Here is a 21,061-nt window from a genome sequence, read left to right on the forward strand (position 1 = left end):
AGCCATGAAACGCAGCAAAGGCTTCACCCTGATCGAACTGCTGGTGGTGATGGCGATCATCGCCACGCTGATGACCATCGCCATGCCGCGCTACTTCAACAGCCTGGAAAGCTCGCGCGAGGCCACCCTGCGGCAAAGCCTGGCAGTGCTGCGCGAGGCGCTGGACCATTACTACGGTGATACCGGCCACTACCCCGATTCGCTGGAACAACTGGTGGAGCAACGTTACCTGCGCAACACACCGGTCGACCCGATCACCGAGCGCAGCGATGCCTGGCAACTGGTGCCACCGCCCGAGGGTGTGGCGGGCGGCGTGGCCGATATCAAGAGCGGTGCCACAGGGAGGGCGCGTGATGGCAGCCTCTTCGCTGAATGGTAAGGCCAACGGCGGCTTCACCTACCTGGGTGTGCTGCTGCTGATTGCGGTCAGCAGCGTGGCCCTGGCGGCCACCGGCACGATCTGGGCGAGCGCCGCCCAGCGCGACCGCGAACGCCAGTTGCTGTGGGTCGGCAGCCAGTATGCCCAGGCCTTGCGCAGCTACTATCGCGCCTCGCCAGGGCTGGCCCAGTACCCCCAGGATCTGGCCGACCTGCTGCAGGACAACCGCTACCCGCAGGCCAAACGGCACATTCGCAGGCTTTACCCTGACCCGATCAGCAACAGCGACGAATGGGGCCTGCTGCGCTCGATCGACGGCCGTATCACCGGGGTGTACAGCCGCTCGGACGCCACCCCTTTCAAGCGCAGTGGCTTCAGCGCCGAATGGAGCGGGTTCGAGGGGATGGAGCACTACAGCGACTGGCAGTTCGTCGCCGAACAGGCCTTTACCGAAAGTGCACGCGGTGTGCAGACGAATGCAGGCCCGGGAGACACGCCATGAAGCGCCTGGCTGCGCTGTGCCTGGGCCTGCTGCTGATGGCAGGGGTGACTACCTGTGCCAGGGCCGGTGCTGAAGACGAGATGCAGGGCTTTATCGTCGACAACACGATCTCGCACATCGGCCACGACTTTTACTACTACTTCGCCGACCGCCTGCGTGCCACCAGCCGTCTGGACTTCAACCTGGTGGTACGCGAACGCCCCGATGCCCGCTGGGGCAGCCTGGTGACGGTGGAGTTCGAGCGTGAAGTGGTGTACCGCCGCTTCCTGCCACCGAACACCACCGAGCTCAAAGACGAGGCCGTCGCCGCCGCCGACCTGGTCAAGCAGCAGATCATTCAACGCAAGCTGCAACGCCTGCTACAGGACACCACCGACTTGGAGAGGGACGAGCTATGAACCACCACATTCCACGTTGCATTGCCGCCTGCCTGCTGGCCAGCGCCTGTGCTGCCCAGGCCACCGAGCTGGTGTACACCCCGGTCAACCCGGCCTTTGGCGGCAACCCGTTGAACGGCACCTGGCTGTTGAACAACGCCCAGGCGCAGAACGACTACGACGACCCGGACCTCAAGGACCGTGCCTCGGCCTTTACCGGCACCACAGCCCTTGAGCGCTTCAGCAACCAGCTGGAGTCGCGGATGTTGTCGCAGTTGCTGGACAACATCAGCAACGGCAACACCGGCAGCATGGCGACCGATGCGTTTCTCATCGACGTCATCGACGATTCCGGGGCCTTGAGCATCAAGGTCACCGATCGTGCCACAGGAGAAATTTCGATCATTGAGGTCAGCGGCCTGAACCCCTGAGAGGGAAGGGCTTTTATGTTGGGGAGAGAACACCATGAAACGTCTGCTGAGCACGCTGCTGATCCTCACCGCCCTAGGCCTGCAAAGTGGTTGCAGCCTGCGCGAACCCATGTCGGCCGAACAGGACTCGGAAACCCCGACCCTGACCCCAAGGGCCTCGACTTACTACGACCTGATCAACATGCCACGGCCCAAAGGCCGGCTGATGGCCGTGGTGTACGGCTTCCGCGACCAGACCGGGCAATACAAGCCGACCCCGGCCAGCTCGTTCTCCACCAGCGTCACCCAAGGCGCGGCCAGCATGCTGATGGACGCCCTGAGTGCCAGCGGCTGGTTCGTGGTGCTGGAGCGTGAAGGGCTGCAGAACCTGCTGACCGAGCGCAAGATCATCCGTGCTTCGCAGAAAAAGCCGGATGTGGCGGAAAACATCATGGGCGAGCTGCCACCGCTGCAGGCCGCCAACCTGATGCTCGAAGGCGGCATCATCGCCTACGACACCAACGTGCGCAGCGGCGGCGAAGGTGCCCGCTACCTGGGGATCGACATCTCCCGCGAATACCGGGTGGACCAGGTCACCGTCAACCTGCGCGCCGTGGACGTGCGCACCGGGCAGGTGCTGGCCAACGTGATGACCAGCAAGACCATCTACTCGGTAGGGCGCAGTGCCGGGGTATTCAAGTTCATCGAGTTCAAGAAACTGCTGGAAGCCGAGGTGGGGTATACCACCAATGAACCGGCGCAGCTGTGCGTGCTGTCGGCGATCGAAGCGGCGGTGGGGCACTTGCTGGCGCAGGGGATCGAGCGGCGGTTGTGGCAGGTCGCGGGGGATCCAGCTGATGGCAAGGCCACGGTGGACAAGTTCTTGAGCCAGAATCTGCAGCCTTGATGAGTGTTAAGGGCCTTTAGGCGGGCATGATGTTAGCCTTAGGCTGCGCAAGGCACTTGGTCACTGAAGTTTAAGGTAGAGTTTGCTGTTCGCCAGGAAGATCTGCAACTGGCTCAGTAGCGGTAATGGATGCGGTGGCCGGGGCGATATACGATGTTTGCGTTCGGCTACGTTAACGCTTTGTCAGTGAAGGGCTAGGTTGTTGTCGGAGTATACGCAGTTTCCTGCCCAGGATACCGTGCATTCTGCGTAGGTCATTGTAGGGGAGTCCGGCGTCCGTCATAATGGATTCTATTTTTAGGTTGAGTGTTCGAGCCGTTACCCAGGCATCAAGTCCTGTGATTGTAACCCTTGATACTGCTTGTTTTTGATAGGCTACTAAGGCGTCTACCTCAGGAGGTGTAATACTGGTCGGCAGTGTGATATTTATGTCAGGGTGTGTTTCGGATCTTGGGGTGATGGCTCTCAATGTGGATTGAATTTCGTCAGGTGTTAAATTTTTAACGGTGTCGACTCCGCTGCCTGCTTGGTCGACTTTGCTGGTGCTTGAGGGCTTTCGTCTGATAAGGTCCTCGACAAAATCAAATTCCAAATCGTATGCGGGGTTTGTCTTTTTTATGGTTTTGCTTGCCGGATTTAGCTTGTATAGAGAAGTGGGGGATTTCTTTGTGCTTAGGTTGGATATCGGGGTACGCCCCGATTGATCTGAGTAATTTGTCGGATCATTGTTACAATAAGCGTAAGCGTTGATCCCGCCTTTAGCGAATGGACTCAGATCGTCAGGGGAACAGAAGCGCATGAGGGCAGTATTATAGGCACGGCGCCCACTGCCCATCAGGTATAAATGTGCAGATACTGATCGGGGTTGGCCGGTAAAACCCGTTAATTTGAGCGTGGGTTCTGGCGGTTGCTCGTAGCCGTATGAGGTGTAAGCCTGCGGTAAGGAGGTGCTTTCCGTACTGCGTGTTATGGGTGATCTGGCCATGTCAGAGCCTACAAGCGTGGTCGCTGTCTGATTGGCTTCACACAATAATTCGGCCAGTACTACGGAGCTGTCACGGAAGAACGTAGCGCTGGCAGCGCTTGTCAGCACCGAGTGTAAGTGCGTATGCATGTAGAAGTGCAGGAGGTGACGTTGACTGCTCATCGAGATTTACCAAGGTTTTGTTGGAGTATGTTCGAGAAATTCATTTTCAGCGACTGATAAATTTGACAGTTGACTTCCGATGAATTGGTGGTAGTGCAGCGGCCTGAAGTGCCAGGCTTCGGCCATCGTCTATTGAATTCGCGAAGAAGCAAATACTCGCCGAGTTTCCGATGAACGAAATCCCCTTCTTGAGCCAGAATCAGCAGCAAGTGCTCAGGTTCTAGGGTGTCTTCGCGGGCAAGCCAGTTCCTATGAACTGACGCTGCCTCAGACTTGGCGCGGGTTTGGTAGCGAAGATGCCGTGCAGGCGATTTATCTTCGACCTGATATTTTTGATAGTTGCGCCTGTGTTGGAGTAGGCCCATTATTCAGTAAAGGTTGGTTGGGAATGGGATAGGCAATGTTTAAATTTTTTTACAAGGGGCGGCGATTGGCTGCCAAGGTGAGTGCGGATAAGGCTTGTAGCGTGTTTGCTGATGTTGATTTGGTATTGGGAGAGATTTGCGAGGAAACGCATTTGCTTCTGGCTGCAGATCGAAAAAATTCCATACTTCGGGCCCGAAACACTCGATGCTATAGCCCTTATGGGTTTGATCAGGCTGCCTCCAGAGAATCACTCCTTGGTTATAATGGTGAGCATCGAGATGTGGCATCTGAATGCGATCTACTTGGTAGTGGGGTGCGTGCCTACAGTTCGATGTTAATGCGTTTTTTTCACCTGACGTGATGAGTCCATTTGGCGCGGGTGGGATCAACGCGTACGCATATTGTGCGGGAGATCCGATTAATTATCTCGACACTGACGGGCGAATGAAAGTACCAGTTATACCTTCCCCTTGGACATCTCGGCAACCTTACGGTGCAATCCGGCGGTCGCGTGCTATTCAACGTCCGCCTACGCCCACGACGCTGTCCGCTATGTCGGCGCTTGTTGACACGATACCGGTTAATGGCAGCCATCCACTTTCCTGGAAAATGGCTGGTAGGGAGACGTCAGGGGTGGCGGTGCCCGAGATGTTTTGGATAAGCAAAAAACACGAAGTGCCGCGCGCGGGGGAATTTGCGAAAAACATGGTTGCACAGGCGCGGAGACAAGGTGTGAAAAGTGAAAGTCAAATTTCTGATGAACTGCTGATAAGTGCGATTGAGCACAAGGTTTTAAATGGTGGAGGTAGCTTGAGTAAGTGGGGCGGGCGCGTTGCGCTGAGTCGGCTGAAATATGTTGATGACAACAGCGCGCAGGCTACCCTCAGGCGACTCATTAGTGAAGTGGTACGCTCCACGCATCCAGAATTTTATGATCCCCCTTTAGCGAAGCGACCGAATACGAGCTCAGTATTCACGTCGTAGGCTAAGTTTGGTTGATGGAGTGACGATCTCTTCCAACAGTGGGAGAGCCTGGTTTGATCGGGATTGCACGGGTATCAAGCTTGGCGCAAGCTCTGTTGGAGCGGGTTTACCCGCGAAGCGGCCGGTGCAGGCAACACAATCATTTGATTGACGCCGATACCCAGGGGCCTCCACTCAAACCGCGCGCCATGCCCCAGCCACGATGCGTTCACCAACCAGATGACGCCCAGCCATTTCTCCCGCACACTGCGGAAAATTCCCAAGCCCGTACCCCGTCACATCGCGGGGCACAGCCGGAGTAGAAAATGGCGCGACAACTTATAACAAACGCCCACGACCCGCTGCACGAATCCCGCGAGGCCCGCCTGAAGCTGGCCAGCGAAGGCGAACTACCGCTGGGCATGCTGCGCGACGAGATCGACGCCTCCTGGCGCCGCAGCCTGGGCCACGGCCTGGACTGTCTGCAGGGCGAACAGGTCGGCCTGGGCCTGGAGCAGGGCCATGACCTGCGCCTGCTGCTGGAGCGCAACCGCCTGCTGATCGATGCCGTTACCCCCGAACTCGACTACCTGGTCGCGCGCCAGGGCAAGGCTGGCATCGTCATCCTCGGCGATGCCCAGGCCAACGTGCTGGCCATCGAAGGCCAGAAGCACGTGCTGCAACGCGAAGGCCTGCGCGATCTGCACCCGGGCAGTTGCTGGAGCGAATCGCTGCGCGGCACCAATGCCATCGGCACGGCCGTGGTCGAAGGCCGGCCGACGCTGATCAACTGCGGCGAACATTACCTTGACCGCCTGAGCCCGTTCTCCTGTACCTCCGTCCCGCTGCGCGACCCGCGCGGCGAGGTGATCGGTGTGCTCGACATCACCCGCGAAGGGGTGATGGCGCAACCGCAGGACAGCCTGTCGACCCTTATGCTGGCGGCCGGCAACATTGAAAGCCGCCTGTTTGGCCAGTGCCACCCGGACCAGTTGGTGCTGGCCTTCCACAGCCGCCCGCAATACCTCAACAGTGCCTGGCACGGCCTGTTGGCCCTGAGCCTGGACGGCGAAGTGCTGGCTGCCAACGACAGCGCCTGCCAGCTGTTGCAGGTGCCGCGTCACGAACTGATTGGGCGGCGCAGCACCGACCTGCTGGGCGAACGTTCCCCGGCCTTTATCGCTCGCCTGTGGCAGGGCGGGGTCAGCAGCGTGCAGACCGCCAAGGGCGAGTTCTATTTCCGTGCCCTACAGCTGCCGCGCCATGGCCGGGTAACCCCCAGCACACCATCCAGCAAGCCGGCCTTGAGCAAACAGGCGCCTGCACTCGATGCTCTGGCCGGTGGTGATCAACGCCTGGCGCGCAACCTGCGCATGGCTCGCCAGGGGCTGGGCAATGGTTTGCCAGTGCTGCTGCTGGGCGAAACCGGTACCGGCAAGGAAGTGGTCGCTCGCGCCTTGCACCAGGCCAGCCGGCGTGCCGACAAACCGTTCGTGGCAGTCAACTGCGCAGCTATTCCCGAGGGGCTGATCGAGTCCGAGCTGTTCGGCTACCGTGAGGGCGCCTTCACCGGTTCGCGTCGTGGTGGCATGGTCGGGCGGCTGATGCAGGCCCATGGTGGCACGCTGTTCCTCGACGAAATCGGCGACATGCCGCTGGCCCTGCAAGCACGCCTGTTGCGGGTACTGCAGGAGCGCCGGGTAGCACCATTGGGGGCGGGTGACGAGCAGGACATCGACGTGGCGCTGATCTGCGCCACCCACCGCGACCTCAAGCGCCTGGTGCAGGAGCAGCACTTCCGTGAAGACCTGTTCTACCGGGTCAACGGCGTGTCGCTGCGCCTGCCGGCCCTGCGCGAACGTGAGGACCTGGCGGCGATCATCCAGGGCCTGCTGGACAAGGCCGATGCGCGTGGCGTAACCCTCGACCCGGCGTTGACCGCGTTGCTCGAAGGTTTCGATTGGCCTGGCAACATCCGTCAGCTGGAAATGGTGGTGCGCACCGCGCTGGCCATGCGCGAGGATGGCGAGCAGGTGCTGACCCTCGATCACCTCACCGACTGCCTGCTGGACGAACTGGCCAGCAGCGCAGCGCCCTCCGGCAGCCTCAAGGACAGTGAACTGGAACAGATTCGCGGTGCTCTGGCGCGCCACCAGGGCAACGTGTCGGCCGCCGCCGCGGCACTGGGTATCAGCCGGGCGACGCTGTACCGCAAGCTCAAGCAGTTGCGCGGCTGACGTGGGCGGCCTGTTCGCAAGGCTGGTGGATTCCAGCGACCCTGTACTCATGCGCCAGGCGTTGGCCTGGCTGTATGGTTTCGTGCGCCCCCATCGGCGCGCCATCGGCCTTTTGCTCAGCTTGTCGCTGGGTGCATCGCTGCTGGCGCTGGCGCAACCCTGGCTGGTCAAGACCCTGATCGATGAGGGGCTGCTGGCCAAGGATTACCAAACGCTTTGGCACATGGCGGCAATCATGATCGGCGCGGGCCTGCTGGGCACAGTGCTGGCCGGCGTCAACCGCTACCTGCACACGCGCCTGTCGGGGCGCATCCTGTTCGCCTTGCGCGACGACCTTTACCGCCATCTGCAGCAGTTGTCGCCGACCTTTTACGGGCGGCGGCGAATCGGCGACATTCTTTCTCGGCTGGATGGCGATGTGGCAGAGATCCAGCGCTTTGCCGTGGACTCGCTGTTCTCGGCGGTGTCGGCGGTGATCGGCCTGGTGGGCGCGGTGGCGTTGATGCTGATGCTGTCGTGGCAGTTGTCCCTGTTGCTGGTGCTGCTGGTGCCGATCGAGGTGCTGTGGCTGCGCTGGATGCGGCGTAAGGTGGAGCGCGAAGTGCGCAACTTGCGTGAGCGCTCGGCGGATGTGTCGTCTTTCCTGGTCGAGACCCTGCCGGCGATGAAGTTCATTCAGGCGGCCGGCCAGCAAGGCCGGGAAGCAGGGCGCCTGGACCAGCTTGGGCAAGGTTACATGCGCCAGTTGCTGAAGGTGCAGGTGACCGAATTCTTCACCCAGGCCATCCCAGGCACATTGACCTCGTGGTGCCGCGCCTGTGCGTTTCTGGTCGGTGGCTGGTGGGTGATCCAGGGCACCTGGCAACTGGGCGCGTTGATCGCTTTTTCTACTTACATGGGCATGGCGGTTGGGCCGGTGCAGAGCCTGCTGGGCTTGTACGTGGCGGTGCAGCGCATGGCTGTCAGCCTGGGAAGGGTGATGGAATTGAAGCAGGAAGCGGTAGCGGTACATCAGACCGCCAACCCGCAGCCCATCCCCGATGGCCCCGGCGAGTTGCGCCTGGAGACGCTGAGCTTTGCCCATGAGGGGCGCCAGGGAGCGGTACTGAACAACGTGCAGGTGAGCATCCCGGGTGGCCTGAAAGTCGCCATCAGCGGTGCCTCCGGGGTGGGCAAGTCAACCCTGATCGACCTGTTGCAGCGCTTCTACGACCCGGACGCCGGGCGCATCCTGCTGGACGGCGTCGACCTGCGCGACCTTGACCTGGCTGCGCTGCGCAGGCGAATCGCCGTGGTCAGCCAGGACATCGTGCTGTTTCGTGGCACCCTGGCGCAGAACCTGGCTTATGGCGTGCCCGAGGCCAGCCGTGATGAACTGGAACGGGTGGTGCGCCTGGCGCGGCTGGACAGCCTGGTCGACAGCCTGCCGCTGGGCCTGGATGGCTTGCTGGGCGAGCGTGGCCAGCAGTTGTCCGGGGGGCAGAAACAACGCATCGCCATTGCTCGTGCAGTGTTGCAGGCCCCGGCGATTCTGGTGCTGGACGAGGCCACTTCGGCGGTGGATGAGGCCACCGAACGTGAAGTGATCGCGGCCATCGACCAACTGTTCGCCGGCCGCACGCGCATCCTGATCAGCCACCGGGCTTCGACCCTGGCCGATGCCGACCTGCATCTGCAACTGCATGACGGCCAGTTGCAGGTACTGGCGCAGGAGGTGGTCAAACATGGGCACTGACGTGCGCGTTGGTATCATCGACAGCGGCTGTTCGCCGCAGCAGGCCAACGGCTTGCTGGACGGCCGCCGTTTCTGGCTGGAAGACGGCCAGTTGCGCGAAGGTGAAATGCTCCCCGACCAACTTGGGCACGGCAGTGCGGTGTTCGCCAGCTTGCAACACCAGGCTGGTCCTGTGTCGGTGCTGGTGGCCCAGGTGTTCAGTGTCCAGGCCAGCACCAGTGCGTTGCAGGTGGCTGCCGCATTGCTGTGGCTGGTGGAGTCGGGGGCCACGCTGGTCAACCTCAGCCTGGGCTTGCAGCAGGACCGGCCCGTGCTGCACCAGGCCTGTGCCGAGGCTTTGGCCGCAGGTGTGCTGTTGTGTGCATCCAGCCCGGCGCAGGGGGGGCCGGTTTACCCGGCCAGCTACCCAGGCGTCATTCGGGTCACCGGCGATGCCCGCTGTGCACCGGGCCAGTGGTCGTGGCTGGGTACGCGACAAGCGGATTTTGGCGCTTACGTGGGCGCGGGTGAGCGGGCGGGTGCGAGCCTGGGTTGCGCGGCGTTGAGCGGGAAGATTGCCGCCTTGCTGCGTGATGCCCAGGGAATGGACCGCCAGCAGGTGCATGACTGGTTGCGTGAGCATGCGGCCTTCAACGGGCCCGAGCGACGGGGGCCCAGCCATGGTTGAGCCGCGCATTGTGGTGCTGGGCGCCGGCCCTGCGGGTGCCGCCACGGCCATTGGCTTGCGGCGGCTGGGTTACACCGTGACGGTGATATCGGAGTGGCGCCGTTTCGCGGCAGTTGAAGGCGTTTCGCAGCGGGTGCTGGAGGGCTTGCGTCACGCAGGCCTGGGCGGGGCCTTGAGCCAGGCGGCCATGCCGGCCACCCGCCAGGTGCACTGGAACGGCCAGCACCTGCACATGAACCAGGAGTTTTTGCTCGACCGGCAACGTTTTGACCGGGCGCTGCGCGAAGACCTTCAGCGCGCAGGCGTGAGTGTGGTCGAGGGGCGGGTGCGTGAGGTCGTGCAGAGGGGCGGTCATCATGTGCGTCTGGACGATGGGCAGGTGCTGACCGCTGATTTCCTGGTCGAGGCCCGAGGCCGTCAGGCGCCCCTGGCCGCAGACCGCCTGCGTGGGCCTGAAACGGTCAGCCTGCTCAATGTCTGGCAGGGTAGCCCCGGTGCGCCTGCGTCGGCGGTGGAGAGCCTGGAGGATGGCTGGGCGTGGATGGCACGGCTGGAAGATGGACGTTGTTACTGGCAAGTCACCCAGGACGCTGCCGGGCTGCCGGGAAAGGCTGGGTTGGCAGCGTACTGCGTGACGTTGCGGGGCCGTAGCGCGCTGGTCGCTGAACTGTTCGACGATCAGGCATTGATACCAGCACCGGTGCATGCACGCAGCAGTACCGCCATTCTGGCGGGTGAGTGTGTCGGGCAGGACTGGATCCGGGTGGGCGATGCGGCGATGGCCGTTGACCCGCTGTCGGGCAACGGGATTTTTCAGTCGCTATCTTCGGCATTGCAGGCGCCGGTGGTGATCAATACGTTGCTGCGCAGGCCTGAGCGGGCCGAGTTGGCGCGGCAGTTTCACCAGCAGCGGGTCGAGCAGCTGTTCTTGCGTTTTGCCCGTATTGGCCGGGATTTCTATGCCCAGGAACAAAACCGGGTGGGGCAACCGTTCTGGTCACGCCGCCAAGGCTGGCCGGATGCGCAACCCCTGCATCAGGCGGCTGATTGGCAAGCGGTGCGGGTTGAGCGGCGGCCTGTACTGCGTGATGGGCTGGTGGATGCGGCCGAGGTGGTGGTGACAGCGGACCAGCCGTTGGGGGTGTGGCATTTGCAGGGGGTGGAACTGGCGCCTGTGGTGCGAAAAATACGCAGTGGCCGGCCTGTTGAGGCGGTGTTGTCGGGGCTTGCGGGTGAACAGCAGAGGATGGTGCGGCGGTGGCTGGGGGAGCAGGGGTTGGTTTGAGATTGCCGGGGCTGCTTTGCAGCCCATCGCAGGCAAGCCAGCTCCCACAGGTACAGTGCAATTCTGCATCTTGCGCATACCTGTAGGAGCTGGCTTGCCTGCGATGGGCCGCAAAGCGGCCCTGTGATTTCCAATCAGAAGAAGGTCCCGACAATCAACTGCAGGTATGTCCCGGTATCCCGCCCACCCAGCTGCGTACCGCCATTGGCCGCACTGCGCTCCGGCTTGTAGAACCCCACCACCGGGCTGATCAGCAGGTGGTCGTTGACCATCCATTCCACATACAGGTCCAGCTCGCGCCCGCCAAGGTTGCCCTGGTCGGTGTCCAGTGTGTCGAAGTCGAAGTACAGTGCGCCGACGGTCAGGTTGTCCCGTGGCTTGCCCTTCAGCGCTACATGGTGCACCTGGCTGTTCTTGTTGAAGGGCCCGGCATAGTTGGCTGCCACTTCACCCTGGAACCATGTGCCGTAGCCCCGGCTCAGGCCATAGAACAGCGGGTCGAAGCCTTCGGAGAAGCGGCTGTAGCGGTAGGTGGCGGTGGGTGACCAGGGCAGTTGGGAGAAGGTCCAGTTGCCCTCCAGGTACCAGGCATTCTCGCGCCCGCCGGTCTTGTCCTGAGTCACGTACTCGGCGGCCAGCTCCAGGTCTTTGACGCCCAGGTTGCCGCGCCCGCGCAGGCTGGCGGTGTCCATGCCGTCGCGGTGTTCCAGGCCCATGATCTGTGCGTAGCGCGGGTCCACGTCGAGGCCGCGGATCCAGCTCAGGCCGACGGTGCCGGTATCGGCGACGTGCTCCAGGTTGGCGACCGCCAGGGAAGTGTCGGCCTGGTAGTGGTTGTCGGACTTCAACCACATCAGGTCGCCGCGCCAGCCCTGGTTGCCGCCCAGGCGCAGCACGGCGGTGCGGTCGAAGGCCTTGCGCGCGGCCAGGTAGTAGGCACCGCCGCGGTCGAAGTTGGCCCCCAGGTCGACCTTGCCCAGATTGACCGGGTCACCCTGGATGAGGAACCCATCACCCAGGGTGACGATCTGGCGGCCACCGGAAATGTCTACGCCATCTTCGCCCAGCGCCGGAAACAGGTTGGCCGAACGCCAGCCCAAATACAGGTCTTCGATGGCGGTGCGGCGTTCGTCACCCAGGGTCAGGCCGGCGGCGTCGCCATCGCCCCAGGTGGCGGAACTGAGCAGGCTGAAGGCGCCGTAGAGGGTGCCGCTATCGGCCAGGGTCTGGCTGCCGCTGAGGCCGTATTTTACGTAGCCTTCCTGCCAGGCGGTGCTGCCGGGCTGGCGGTTGCCGGCCTGGTTGAAGCTTTCATCGTTATGGAAGACGCCGAACAGGGCTTCGAGGTTGGCGTTGAGGGTGGTGCCATCGTGGTTGTACAGCTCGTAGGCTTGGCTGGCGGGGGCGGTTAACAGCAGGGCCAATGTGCAGGCGAGTGTGTGCCTCATGGGTTTGCTCCATGGTTTTTATTGTTGTTTTTTTTGTTGCCTGTGCCGGCCTCTTCGCGGGTGAACCCGCTCCTACAGGGCATGTGATACCTGGTGTAGGAGCGGGTTTACCCGCGAAGAGGCCGGTACAGGAAAAAGGATCAGAGCTTGATCAACACCGATTTCAGCTCCGTGTAATGCTCGATGGCCGCTGAACCCATCTCACGACCGACGCCAGACATCTTGTAGCCACCAAACGGCAGCGCCGGGTCCAGCGCGCTGTGGCAGTTGACCCACACCGAGCCGGACTTGATGCGCGGGATCATGCGGTGCACGGCGGCCAGGTCGTTGGACCAGATGCTTGCACCCAGGCCATAGGGGTTGTCGTTGGCCATGCCGATCACTTCGTCGATGTCATCGAATGGCATCGCCACCAGTACCGGCCCGAAGATTTCTTCCTGTACCAGTCGGTGACGCTGGTCCACATCGACAATCACCGTCGGCTTGACGAAGTAACCAGGCCCGAAACCTTCTCCCCCGCAGGCGATGGTGGCGCCCAGTTCGCGGCCAAGCTCGATGTAGCCGGTGACGCGGTCCTGCTGCTTGGCTGAAATCAGCGGGCCCATCTGCACCGCCGGGTCCAGCCCGTTGCCCAGCTTCATGGCATTGGCAATCCCGGCAATGTCGGCCACCACATTGTCGAAGTGCTTGCGGTGCACATACAGCCGCGAACCTGCGCAGCACACCTGGCCCTGGTTGAAGAAGATCGCCGTGGCCGCACCGGCTGCGGCTTCCTGCAGGTTGGCGTCGGGCATGACGATGGTCGGCGACTTGCCGCCCAGTTCCAGGGTGACGCGGGTCATGTTGTCCATGGCCGCCTTGCCGATCAGCTTGCCGACCTCGGTGGAGCCGGTGAAGGTCAGTTTGTCTACGCCGGGATGGCGGCTGAGCGCGGCGCCGGCGTTCAGGCCAGTACCGGTAACCACGTTGAACACGCCGGCCGGGTAGCCGGCCTCGTCGACCAGCTCGGCCAGCTTGAGCACGCTCAGTGGGGTTTCATCGGCAGGCTTGAGCACCACCGTGCAGCCAGTGGCCAGTGCCGGGCCGAGCTTCCAGCAGGCCAGCAGCAGTGGGAAGTTCCAGGCAACGATGGCGCCAACCACGCCCACTGCCTCGCGACGCACAAAGCCGTGGAACTGGTCGTTGGGCATCAGCGGCATGGACGCTTCGACGGTGCTACCCTCGATCTTGGTGGCCCAGCCTGCCATATAGCGCAGGAAGTCGATGGCCAGTTGCACGTCCATCACCTGGGCCACGGCGGCGCTCTTGCCATTGTTCAGGCATTCCAGTTCGGCCAGCTCACGCGCATCGCGTTCCATCAGGTCGGCCAGGCGCCACAGCAGGTTCTGCCGCTCGCGCGGGCGCATGCGGCTCCAGGGCGAGTCGTCGAAGGCCTGGCGCGCAGCGCGCACGGCGCGGTCGACATCTTCGGCCTCGGCGGCCGGCACTTCACCCAGCACCTCGCCGGTGGCCGGGTTGCGGAACGACAGGGTGCGACCGCTGGCGGCGTCCTGCCACTCGGCACCGATGCGCATCTTCAGCTTGCGTTCGAGAAAGGCGCGGGTGGCGGGCAGGATGGGCAGTTCGGAAAGCATGGGGCTGTGCCTCTTGTCATTGGATGTGACGGGCACTGGCGCAATGGCCGTGCCAACCTGGGCAGATGGCCGCAAAGCGTTGTGGGTGTTGGGTTTTGCCTGAGCGCAAGGTTGCGATTGCCGGGTTGCGCTGTTGCACATTGAGACTGTGTGAGACGGTGGTGAAACAGTGGCTGTTCGGCCTCTTCGCGGGCCTGTCTCAACATGAAACACCCTGTCGCGAAATGGCACGCTGCAAATGGCCATCCCGGCTCCTGGCCAAGCCCCGAAAACCGCTTAACAGGTTGAAAGGGAACGTTTTTACCCTAACTGGCACAGTTCCTGTATCACAACCGTCACATGCACACCTGCTGTACCAAAGCGTGCGAAAACGATAAGAACAACAACCGTGGAGGTCTGACCTTGAAGACGACTCGACTCCGGCGGCATGCGGGCAAACTGGCGCTGGTCGCCGCCGCGCTGCTGAGCACCCAGGCCATGGCGGCCGAGCAGGGCCCGAGCCTGTTGCAGAACAAGTGCATGGGGTGCCATATCCCCGAGGGCAACGACACCTATAGCCGCATCAGCCACCAGCGCAAGACACCGGAAGGCTGGCTGATGAGCATCGCCCGCATGCAGGTGATGCATGGCCTTCAGATCAGCGACGACGACCGTCGCACGCTGGTCAAATACCTGGCCGACAAACAGGGCCTGGCGCCCAGCGAAACCGATGGCGTGCGTTACGCCATGGAGCGTCGGCTCAATACCGTCGAGCACTTCGACACCCAGCTCAGCGAGACCTGTGGCCGTTGCCACTCGGGTGCCCGTGTCGCCTTGCAACGGCGCCCGGCCAAGGAGTGGGAACACCTGGTCCACTTCCACCTTGGCCAATGGCCTTCCCTTGAATACCAGGCCCAGGCGCGTGACCGCGACTGGCTGCCGATCGCCCTGCAGCAAGTGGTGCCGGACCTTGCCAAGCGCTTCCCGATGGACAGCGCGGCCTGGGACGAATGGCAGAAGGCCAAACCCAAGGCGGACGTACTGCCGGGGCAGTGGGCATTCAGCGGTCATATGTTGGCCAAGGGCGATGTACGTGGGGTGATGAGCGTCACGGCCGGAGAGGGCGATACCTTCAAGGTCGAGGTCAAGGGCGCTTACGCCGACGGGACACCGTTCAACGGCAGAGGCTCGGCCATCCTGTACAACGGTTATGAATGGCGGGGCAATGTGAAGGTTGGCGATGCCAACCTGCGCCAGGTGTTCGCCGCGCTGGATGGCGAAATGAAAGGCCGTATGTTCGAAGCCGATCACGATGAGCGCGGCCTGGACTTCAGCGCTGTAAAAGAAGGCAAGGCGCAGTTGCTGGCGGTACAACCGGCGTTCATCAAAGCCGGAGGCGAAAGCGAAATCACCCTGGTTGGCAGCGGCCTGACTGGCAAGCCGCACCTGGGCGCCGGGGTGGAAGTGACCGAAGTGCTGGAGCAGACCCCGACCCTGGTAAGGGTCAAGGCCCGTGCCGCGGCCGATGCCAGCCCAGGGCTGCGCGAGGTGGCGGTAGGTGCGCTCAAGGGCGTGAACCTGGCGGTTTACGACAAGGTCGACGAAGTGAAGGTCGTGCCGGCGTTCTCCATCGCGCGCATTGGCGAGAACGGCGCCTCCGTACCGAAAGTGCAGGGGCGGTTCGAGGCCGAAGCCTGGGGCAAGGATGCCAATGGCCAGCCGCTGCGTATTGGCTACCTGCCGGCCAGCTGGAAGGTCGAGCCGTTCAACGAGCGTGCTGTCGAGGATGAAGACGTCAAGTTCGCCGGGCAGATGCAGGCCGACGGTGTGTTCGTGCCAGGCGGTGCCGGGCCCAACCCTGAGCGCAAGATGATGACCAACAACGCCGGTAACCTGAAGGTCATCGCCACACTGGCCGACGGTGGCCAGACCGGCGAAGGGCACATGATCGTCACCGTACAGCGCTGGAATAACCCGCCGCTGCCGTAACGGCAGGCTGCAACGGTTTTCCAACGGATCGATTATCGGGAGGTCGCCATGGGCGTACTACTGAATCTGGTCGAACGCAACCTGCACGAAGTACAGGTTGATGCCGACCGCATGCTGTTCCATATCCCCAGCAGTTCGCTGTTCACCGCTGACGCGGTGACCGGCGGCATCATCGACACCTTGCGCCAGCAAGGCTGCTCGGCCGAGGAGCTGATGCAGCGCCTTGGCCAGCAGTTTGCCGGCGACGATATCCAGGACACCCTGCGCGAGCTGATCGCGCTGGAGCTGGTCAGCGACGGCTCGCCGCTGACCCCGGAAATCGCCCTCAGGCAAGTCGAGCGCACCGCGCTTAACACCGTGGTGCTCAACGTCAACACCGGTTGCAACCTCAGCTGCACCTACTGCTACAAGGAAGACTTGGACAAGCCTTCCGCCGGCAAGAAGATGAGTACCGCCACCGCCGAAGCCTCGGTGGAGATGCTGCTCAAGGAATCACCCAACGAGCAGCGCTACAGCGTGGTGTTCTTCGGTGGCGAACCGCTGTCCAACCGGCCGTTGATCGAGCACATGGTGGCTTACTGCGAGCGACGGTTCGCCGAAGCGGGCAAGCAGGTGGAATTCATCATGACCACCAACGCTACTTTGCTGACCGAAGAAATCATTGATTGGCTCAACGCTCACCGCTTTGGCCTGTCGATCAGCATCGATGGCCCCAAGACCGTGCATGACCGCAACCGTATCACCGTGGGCGGGCAGGGCACCTATGCCGTGGTGCGGCGCAAGGCCGACCTGCTGCTGTCGCGCTACACCAGCCGGCCGGTGGGCGCGCGGGTCACGCTGACCCGTGGCATTACCGACGTTGAAACCATCTGGAACCACCTGTTCAACGAAATGGGTTTCGCCGAGGTCGGCTTTGCCCCGGTTACTTCTGGCGACATGGCTGACTTCAACCTCACTGGCGACGAGCTGGTGCAAGTCTTCGCCAACATGAAGGCACTCGGCCGGCGCTACCTGGAGGCGGCACTGGAGCACCGCAACATCGGGTTCTCCAACCTGCACCAGTTGATCACCGACATCCACGAAGGCCACAAGAAGGCCCTGCCGTGTGGCGCCGGGTTGAAGATGCTGGCGGTGGACCACGAGGGTGAGCTGAACCTGTGCCACCGCTTCACCGGCTCCAGCCTGCCCACCTTCGGTAACGTGCACCAGGGCGTGAAGCAGGCGCAGCTCAACGACTTTCTGTCGCAGCGCCTGGACCGCAGCAACACCGGCTGCGAAAGCTGCCGCATCCGCAACCTGTGCTCCGGCGGCTGCTACCACGAAAGCTATGCGCGCTACGGTGACCCGCAGCACCCGACATACCACTACTGCGAACTGATGCGCGACTGGGTGGACTTCGGCATCGAAGTCTACAGCCGCATCATGGCCGCCAACCCGGCCTTCATCGATCGCTATATCACCCCGCGGAAGGCGCACTGACATGAAGCACTTGAAGCCCCTGAACAACAAGGCGCGCATCCTGGAGCAGGCCGCCGCCGAAGACCGTGTCGAAGAAGTGATGGCCATGAGCGCGGTGGCAGGCTGCACTGCCACTACCGACCCGGGCTGGGAAGTTGACGCCTTTGGCGGCGTGAGCTCGCTGTGCCAGCCGATGGAGGCCGACCTGTATGGCTGCTCCGACCCTTGCTGGTGGCCGGCCCAGGTGCCGGACATGATGAGCACCTACCAGGACTGGAACGCCCAGGCGACCAACTCGGCAGAGGACTGGCGCAACCTCGGCACCGTGTTCCCTAAAGACAAATGACGGCCCAACAAGAATGACAAGGGGAAACCGCATGAAAGCTGGACGCTGCGCGCCATTGGCGCTCACCATCGCCGCCATGGCTTGCGCCGGGCTGGCACAGGCCGACGACACTGGCCCGGCACTCAAGGCTGGCCACGAATACATGATCGTGACCAACTACCCGAACAACCTGCATGTGGTCGATGTGGCCAGTGACACGGTCTACAAGAGCTGCCGGATGCCGGACAAGTTTGGCCCTGGCACCGCAATGATGGCGCCGGACAATCGCACCGCCTACGTGCTCAATAACCATTACGGCGACATCTACGGCATCGACCTGGACACTTGCAAGAACACCTTCCACGCCAACCTGTCCAGCGTAGCCGGTGAGGTCGGCCGGTCGATCTATTCGTTCGCCATCAGCCCTGACGGCAAAGAGGTGTACGCCACGGTCAACCCGACCCAGAGGCTGAACGACCATTACGTGGTCAAACCACCGCGGCTGGAGGTGTTCAGCACCGCTGATGGCCTTCAGGCCAAGCCCGTACGTACCTTCCCGATGCCGCGCCAGGTGTACCTGATGCGCGCCTCCGACGATGGCAGCCTGTACGTTGCCGGGCCGGACATTTACAAGATGGACGTGAAGACCGGCAAGTACACGGTGGCCCTGCCGCTGCGCAGTTGGAACCGCAAAGGCTACAGCGCCCCGGACGTGCTGTACTTCTGGCCGCACCAGAGCCCGCGCCATGAGTTCACCATGCTGTACACCATTGCCAGGTTCAAGGATGACAAGCAGGACCCGGCCACCGCCGACCTGCTGTATGGCTACCTGAGCATCGACCTGAAGACCGGCAAGACCCACACCCAGGAGTTCGCCGACCTGACCGAGCTGTACTTCACCGGCCTGCGCTCGCCCAAGGACCCGAACCAGATCTACGGCGTGCTCAACCGCCTGGCCAAGTACGACATCAAACAGCGCAAGCTGATCAAGGCGGCTAATCTGGAGCACACCTACTACTGCGTGACGTTCGACAAGAAGGGCGACAAGCTTTACCTGGGCGGCACCTTCAACGACCTGGCGGTGTTCAACCCGGATACGCTGGAAAAGGTAAAGAACATCAAGTTGCCGGGTGGTGACATGTCTACCACGACGCCGCAGGTGTTCGTTCGCTAAACCGGGGTGTGCTTCTTCGCGGGTAAACCTACAAAGGGCGGCGCCACATTTGAGGCCGGTGGAGGTTTTTGTAGGAGCGGGTTTACCCGCGAAGAGGCCAGCACAGAAAACACAAGAACAACAAGAGAACGCCCATGCCCCAGCCAAGCTACACCCAGGGCAACCAGGACAAGCCCCTGCTTACCCAATGCATCGGTGACGCCTTCGACGCCACCGTGGCCCGCTTCCCCGACCGTGAGGCGCTGGTGGTTCACCATCAGGCCCTGCGCTACACGTGGCGGCAACTGGCCGACGCCGTCGACCAGCACGCCCGCGCGCTGATGGCCCTGGGCGTGCAGCCCGGTGACCGCCTTGGCATCTGGGCACCCAACTGCGCCGAGTGGTGCATCACCCAGTTCGCCAGCGCCAAGGTTGGCGCGATTCTGGTCAATATCAACCCGGCCTACCGCTCCAGCGAACTGGACTATGCCCTTGGCCAGTCCGGCTGCCGCTGGGTGATCTGTGCCGACGCATTCAAGACTTCTGATTACCACGCCATGCTGCAGGGCCTGCTCCCGGGCCTGGCCAGCAGCCAACCGGGTGCGCTGATCTGCGAGCGCTTCCCCGAACTGCGTGGCGTGGTCAGCCTGGCGCTGTCGCCACCGCCGGGGTTTCTGGCCTGGCACGCATTGCAGGCCCGTGCCGAGGTTGTCAGCGGCGAGGCCCTGGTCGCGCGCCAGGCACAATTGCGTTGCGACGACCCGATCAACATCCAGTACACCTCAGGCACCACCGGCTTCCCCAAGGGGGCCACCCTTAGCCACAGCAATATCCTCAACAACGGGTACATGGTCGGTGAAAGCCTGGGCCTTACCGAGCACGATCGGCTGGTGGTGCCGGTGCCGCTGTATCACTGCTTCGGCATGGTCATGGCCAACCTTGGCTGCATGACCCACGGCAGCGCACTGATTTACCCCAGCGATGCCTTCGACCCGCTGGCCACGCTGCGTGCAGTGGCGCAGGAAAAAGCCACTGCGTTGTATGGCGTGCCGACCATGTTCATTGCCGAACTGGACCATCCGCAGCGTGGTGAATTCGACCTGTCGAGCCTGCGCACCGGAATCATGGCCGGTGCGACCTGCCCGATCGAGGTGATGCGCCGGGTGATTGGCGAGATGCACATGGCCGAAGTGCAGATTGCCTATGGCATGACCGAGACCAGCCCGGTGTCCTTGCAGACCGGTGCTGCTGACGACCTGGAGCGTCGCGTGACCAGCGTCGGTCGCACCCAGCCTCGACTGGAGAGCAAGGTGGTGGACGCCGAAGGCAACACTGTCCCACGTGGCGAGATCGGCGAACTGTGCACCCGCGGCTACAGCGTGATGCTGGGTTACTGGAACAACCCCAAGGCCACCGCCGAGAGCATCGACGCAGAGGGCTGGATGCACACCGGCGACCTGGCGGTGATGGACGAGCAGGGCTATGTGCGGATTGTCGGACGCAGCAAGGACATGATCATTCGCGGCGGCGAGAACATTTACCCGCGTGAGCTGGAGGAGTTCTTCTTCACCCACCCGGCGGTGGCCGATGTGCAGGTGATTGGCGTGCCGTGCAGCAAGTACGGTGAAGAGATCGTGGCCTGGGTGCGGCTGCACCCTGGGCATGCTGTCAGTGAGGTAGAGTTGCGTGAGTGGGCGAGGGCAAGGATTGCGCACTTCAAGGTGCCCCGGTATTTCCGCTTTGTCGACGCGTTCCCGATGACGGTGACGGGCAAGGTGCAGAAATTCCGGATGCGCGAGATCAGTGTCGAAGAGCTGTCTGCCAGATGACCTTTTACGCGCGCAAGGTGAAAGCAACAGCCTTGTGCGCGGTAGCCTGTAGGAGCGGGTTTACTCGCGAAAGGGCCGGCCCTGCTGGCCAATCCCCACCCGCCGTTCACTGTTGCCGCCGCTACCGTATTCGCGGGTAAACCCGCTCCTACGCCGGATCGGGGTGGACACAGGTCGGTGGTTGGACACAGGCCGTCGTAGGAGCGGGTTTACCCGCGAACACCGGCAGAGCCGGTGCCATCCACCGCGGTGGTTTCTTCGCGGGCATGCC

18 protein-coding genes are annotated in these 21,061 nt (G+C 62.5%); 15 read left to right on the forward strand and 3 right to left on the reverse strand.

Annotated elements, in window-relative coordinates; genetic code table 11:
* Positions 1 to 4 precede the first annotated feature (4 nt).
* Genes QYE47_RS13405 through QYE47_RS13425 form a run of 5 tightly spaced genes read left to right on the forward strand, consistent with a single transcriptional unit; the run spans position 5 to position 2,575 of the window.
* Positions 5 to 379, forward strand: coding sequence for a type II secretion system protein (locus QYE47_RS13405; RefSeq protein WP_003247965.1), 375 nt, complete (start codon positions 5 to 7; stop codon positions 377 to 379).
* A complete protein-coding gene (locus QYE47_RS13410) occupies positions 354 to 881 on the forward strand; it encodes a type II secretion system protein (RefSeq protein WP_014590787.1) in 528 nt (175 codons plus the stop codon). Before QYE47_RS13405 ends, QYE47_RS13410 begins: the two co-directional genes overlap by 26 nt.
* A complete protein-coding gene (gene csgE / locus QYE47_RS13415) occupies positions 878 to 1,279 on the forward strand; it encodes a curli production assembly/transport protein CsgE (protein ID WP_010954337.1) in 402 nt (133 codons plus the stop codon). The genes QYE47_RS13410 and csgE overlap by 4 nt, the downstream gene beginning before the upstream one ends.
* Complete coding sequence (locus tag QYE47_RS13420; RefSeq protein WP_014590788.1) at positions 1,276 to 1,689, forward strand: curli assembly protein CsgF; 414 nt, start codon at positions 1,276 to 1,278, stop codon at positions 1,687 to 1,689. The genes csgE and QYE47_RS13420 overlap by 4 nt, the downstream gene beginning before the upstream one ends.
* A 34-nt stretch (positions 1,690 to 1,723) precedes the next feature.
* Positions 1,724 to 2,575, forward strand: coding sequence for a CsgG/HfaB family protein (locus tag QYE47_RS13425; RefSeq protein ID WP_014590789.1), 852 nt, complete (start codon positions 1,724 to 1,726; stop codon positions 2,573 to 2,575).
* A 172-nt stretch (positions 2,576 to 2,747) separates the two neighbouring features.
* On the opposite strand, the gene QYE47_RS13430 is transcribed toward QYE47_RS13425, so the two are convergent.
* Entirely contained in the window at positions 2,748 to 3,722 is a 975-nt protein-coding gene (locus QYE47_RS13430) for an RHS repeat-associated core domain-containing protein (protein WP_081343610.1), read from the reverse strand.
* Positions 3,723 to 4,640: 918 nt separating this feature from the next.
* Here QYE47_RS13430 and QYE47_RS13435 point away from each other — a divergent pair.
* From QYE47_RS13435 to QYE47_RS13455, 5 genes are all read left to right on the forward strand, one after another.
* Positions 4,641 to 5,072, forward strand: coding sequence for a hypothetical protein (locus QYE47_RS13435; protein WP_081343609.1), 432 nt, complete (start codon positions 4,641 to 4,643; stop codon positions 5,070 to 5,072).
* Between the two features lie 305 nt (positions 5,073 to 5,377).
* The gene (locus tag QYE47_RS13440) at positions 5,378 to 7,288 is read left to right on the forward strand and encodes a sigma-54-dependent Fis family transcriptional regulator (protein WP_070383953.1); all 1,911 of its coding nucleotides are present in this window, start codon (positions 5,378 to 5,380) and stop codon (positions 7,286 to 7,288) included.
* A 1-nt stretch (position 7,289) separates the two neighbouring features.
* A complete protein-coding gene (locus QYE47_RS13445; RefSeq protein ID WP_019437661.1) occupies positions 7,290 to 9,023 on the forward strand; it encodes an ABC transporter ATP-binding protein in 1,734 nt (577 codons plus the stop codon).
* Positions 9,013 to 9,690 carry a S8 family serine peptidase gene (locus QYE47_RS13450; protein WP_014590792.1) on the forward strand — a complete coding sequence of 226 codons (678 nt, stop codon included), beginning with the start codon at positions 9,013 to 9,015 and terminating at the stop codon, positions 9,688 to 9,690. The genes QYE47_RS13445 and QYE47_RS13450 overlap by 11 nt, the downstream gene beginning before the upstream one ends.
* Positions 9,683 to 10,975 carry a tryptophan 7-halogenase gene (locus QYE47_RS13455; RefSeq protein ID WP_019437663.1) on the forward strand — a complete coding sequence of 431 codons (1,293 nt, stop codon included), beginning with the start codon at positions 9,683 to 9,685 and terminating at the stop codon, positions 10,973 to 10,975. Before QYE47_RS13450 ends, QYE47_RS13455 begins: the two co-directional genes overlap by 8 nt.
* Positions 10,976 to 11,109: 134 nt before the next feature.
* Here the strand turns inward: QYE47_RS13455 and QYE47_RS13460 are convergent, their stop codons facing one another.
* Together QYE47_RS13460 and QYE47_RS13465 are read right to left on the reverse strand one after the other, a co-directional pair.
* A complete protein-coding gene (locus QYE47_RS13460) occupies positions 11,110 to 12,423 on the reverse strand; it encodes a hypothetical protein (RefSeq protein WP_014590794.1) in 1,314 nt (437 codons plus the stop codon).
* A 140-nt stretch (positions 12,424 to 12,563) separates the two neighbouring features.
* Positions 12,564 to 14,057 (reverse strand): aldehyde dehydrogenase, encoded by a 1,494-nt coding sequence (locus QYE47_RS13465; protein ID WP_014590795.1) that lies wholly within the window; start codon positions 14,055 to 14,057, stop codon positions 12,564 to 12,566.
* Positions 14,058 to 14,459: 402 nt separating this feature from the next.
* Here QYE47_RS13465 and peaA point away from each other — a divergent pair, with 402 nt between their 5' ends.
* The 5 genes from peaA (at position 14,460) to QYE47_RS13490 (ending at position 20,790) form a co-directional block, all read left to right on the forward strand.
* Complete coding sequence (peaA, locus tag QYE47_RS13470; protein ID WP_014590797.1) at positions 14,460 to 16,025, forward strand: quinohemoprotein amine dehydrogenase subunit alpha; 1,566 nt, start codon at positions 14,460 to 14,462, stop codon at positions 16,023 to 16,025.
* A gap of 48 nt (positions 16,026 to 16,073) precedes the next feature.
* Positions 16,074 to 17,504: a quinohemoprotein amine dehydrogenase maturation protein gene (peaB, locus tag QYE47_RS13475; RefSeq protein ID WP_014590798.1), complete on the forward strand. Its 1,431-nt coding sequence runs from the start codon at positions 16,074 to 16,076 to the stop codon at positions 17,502 to 17,504.
* Position 17,505: 1 nt separating this feature from the next.
* Positions 17,506 to 17,829 (forward strand): quinohemoprotein amine dehydrogenase subunit gamma, encoded by a 324-nt coding sequence (qhpC, locus tag QYE47_RS13480; RefSeq protein ID WP_014590799.1) that lies wholly within the window; start codon positions 17,506 to 17,508, stop codon positions 17,827 to 17,829.
* A gap of 31 nt (positions 17,830 to 17,860) precedes the next feature.
* Positions 17,861 to 18,982: a quinohemoprotein amine dehydrogenase subunit beta gene (gene peaD, locus QYE47_RS13485; protein ID WP_014590800.1), complete on the forward strand. Its 1,122-nt coding sequence runs from the start codon at positions 17,861 to 17,863 to the stop codon at positions 18,980 to 18,982.
* A gap of 134 nt (positions 18,983 to 19,116) precedes the next feature.
* Positions 19,117 to 20,790, forward strand: coding sequence for a fatty acid CoA ligase family protein (locus tag QYE47_RS13490; protein WP_014590801.1), 1,674 nt, complete (start codon positions 19,117 to 19,119; stop codon positions 20,788 to 20,790).
* Positions 20,791 to 21,061 lie beyond the last annotated feature (271 nt).

Source organism: Pseudomonas sp. 2,4-D, assembly GCF_030418155.1.
Taxonomy (GTDB): Bacteria; Pseudomonadota; Gammaproteobacteria; order Pseudomonadales; family Pseudomonadaceae; genus Aquipseudomonas; species Aquipseudomonas alloputida.

Excerpts from the sequence above, each read along its gene's own strand:
- peaB (WP_014590798.1), top strand. The coding sequence starts at position 16,074 with ATGGGCGTACTACTGAATCTGGTCGAACGCAACCTGCACGAAGTACAG.
- qhpC (WP_014590799.1), top strand. The coding sequence starts at position 17,506 with ATGAAGCACTTGAAGCCCCTGAACAACAAGGCGCGCATCCTGGAGCAG.
- QYE47_RS13410 (WP_014590787.1), top strand. The coding sequence starts at position 354 with ATGGCAGCCTCTTCGCTGAATGGTAAGGCCAACGGCGGCTTCACCTAC.
- QYE47_RS13420 (WP_014590788.1), top strand. The coding sequence starts at position 1,276 with ATGAACCACCACATTCCACGTTGCATTGCCGCCTGCCTGCTGGCCAGC.
- QYE47_RS13460 (WP_014590794.1), bottom strand. The coding sequence starts at position 12,423 with ATGAGGCACACACTCGCCTGCACATTGGCCCTGCTGTTAACCGCCCCC.
- QYE47_RS13425 (WP_014590789.1), top strand. The coding sequence starts at position 1,724 with ATGAAACGTCTGCTGAGCACGCTGCTGATCCTCACCGCCCTAGGCCTG.
- QYE47_RS13440 (WP_070383953.1), top strand. The coding sequence starts at position 5,378 with ATGGCGCGACAACTTATAACAAACGCCCACGACCCGCTGCACGAATCC.
- QYE47_RS13435 (WP_081343609.1), top strand. The coding sequence starts at position 4,641 with ATGTCGGCGCTTGTTGACACGATACCGGTTAATGGCAGCCATCCACTT.
- peaD (WP_014590800.1), top strand. The coding sequence starts at position 17,861 with ATGAAAGCTGGACGCTGCGCGCCATTGGCGCTCACCATCGCCGCCATG.
- QYE47_RS13450 (WP_014590792.1), top strand. The coding sequence starts at position 9,013 with ATGGGCACTGACGTGCGCGTTGGTATCATCGACAGCGGCTGTTCGCCG.
- QYE47_RS13455 (WP_019437663.1), top strand. The coding sequence starts at position 9,683 with ATGGTTGAGCCGCGCATTGTGGTGCTGGGCGCCGGCCCTGCGGGTGCC.
- QYE47_RS13405 (WP_003247965.1), top strand. The coding sequence starts at position 5 with ATGAAACGCAGCAAAGGCTTCACCCTGATCGAACTGCTGGTGGTGATG.
- csgE (WP_010954337.1), top strand. The coding sequence starts at position 878 with ATGAAGCGCCTGGCTGCGCTGTGCCTGGGCCTGCTGCTGATGGCAGGG.
- QYE47_RS13490 (WP_014590801.1), top strand. The coding sequence starts at position 19,117 with ATGCCCCAGCCAAGCTACACCCAGGGCAACCAGGACAAGCCCCTGCTT.
- QYE47_RS13465 (WP_014590795.1), bottom strand. The coding sequence starts at position 14,057 with ATGCTTTCCGAACTGCCCATCCTGCCCGCCACCCGCGCCTTTCTCGAA.
- QYE47_RS13430 (WP_081343610.1), bottom strand. The coding sequence starts at position 3,722 with ATGAGCAGTCAACGTCACCTCCTGCACTTCTACATGCATACGCACTTA.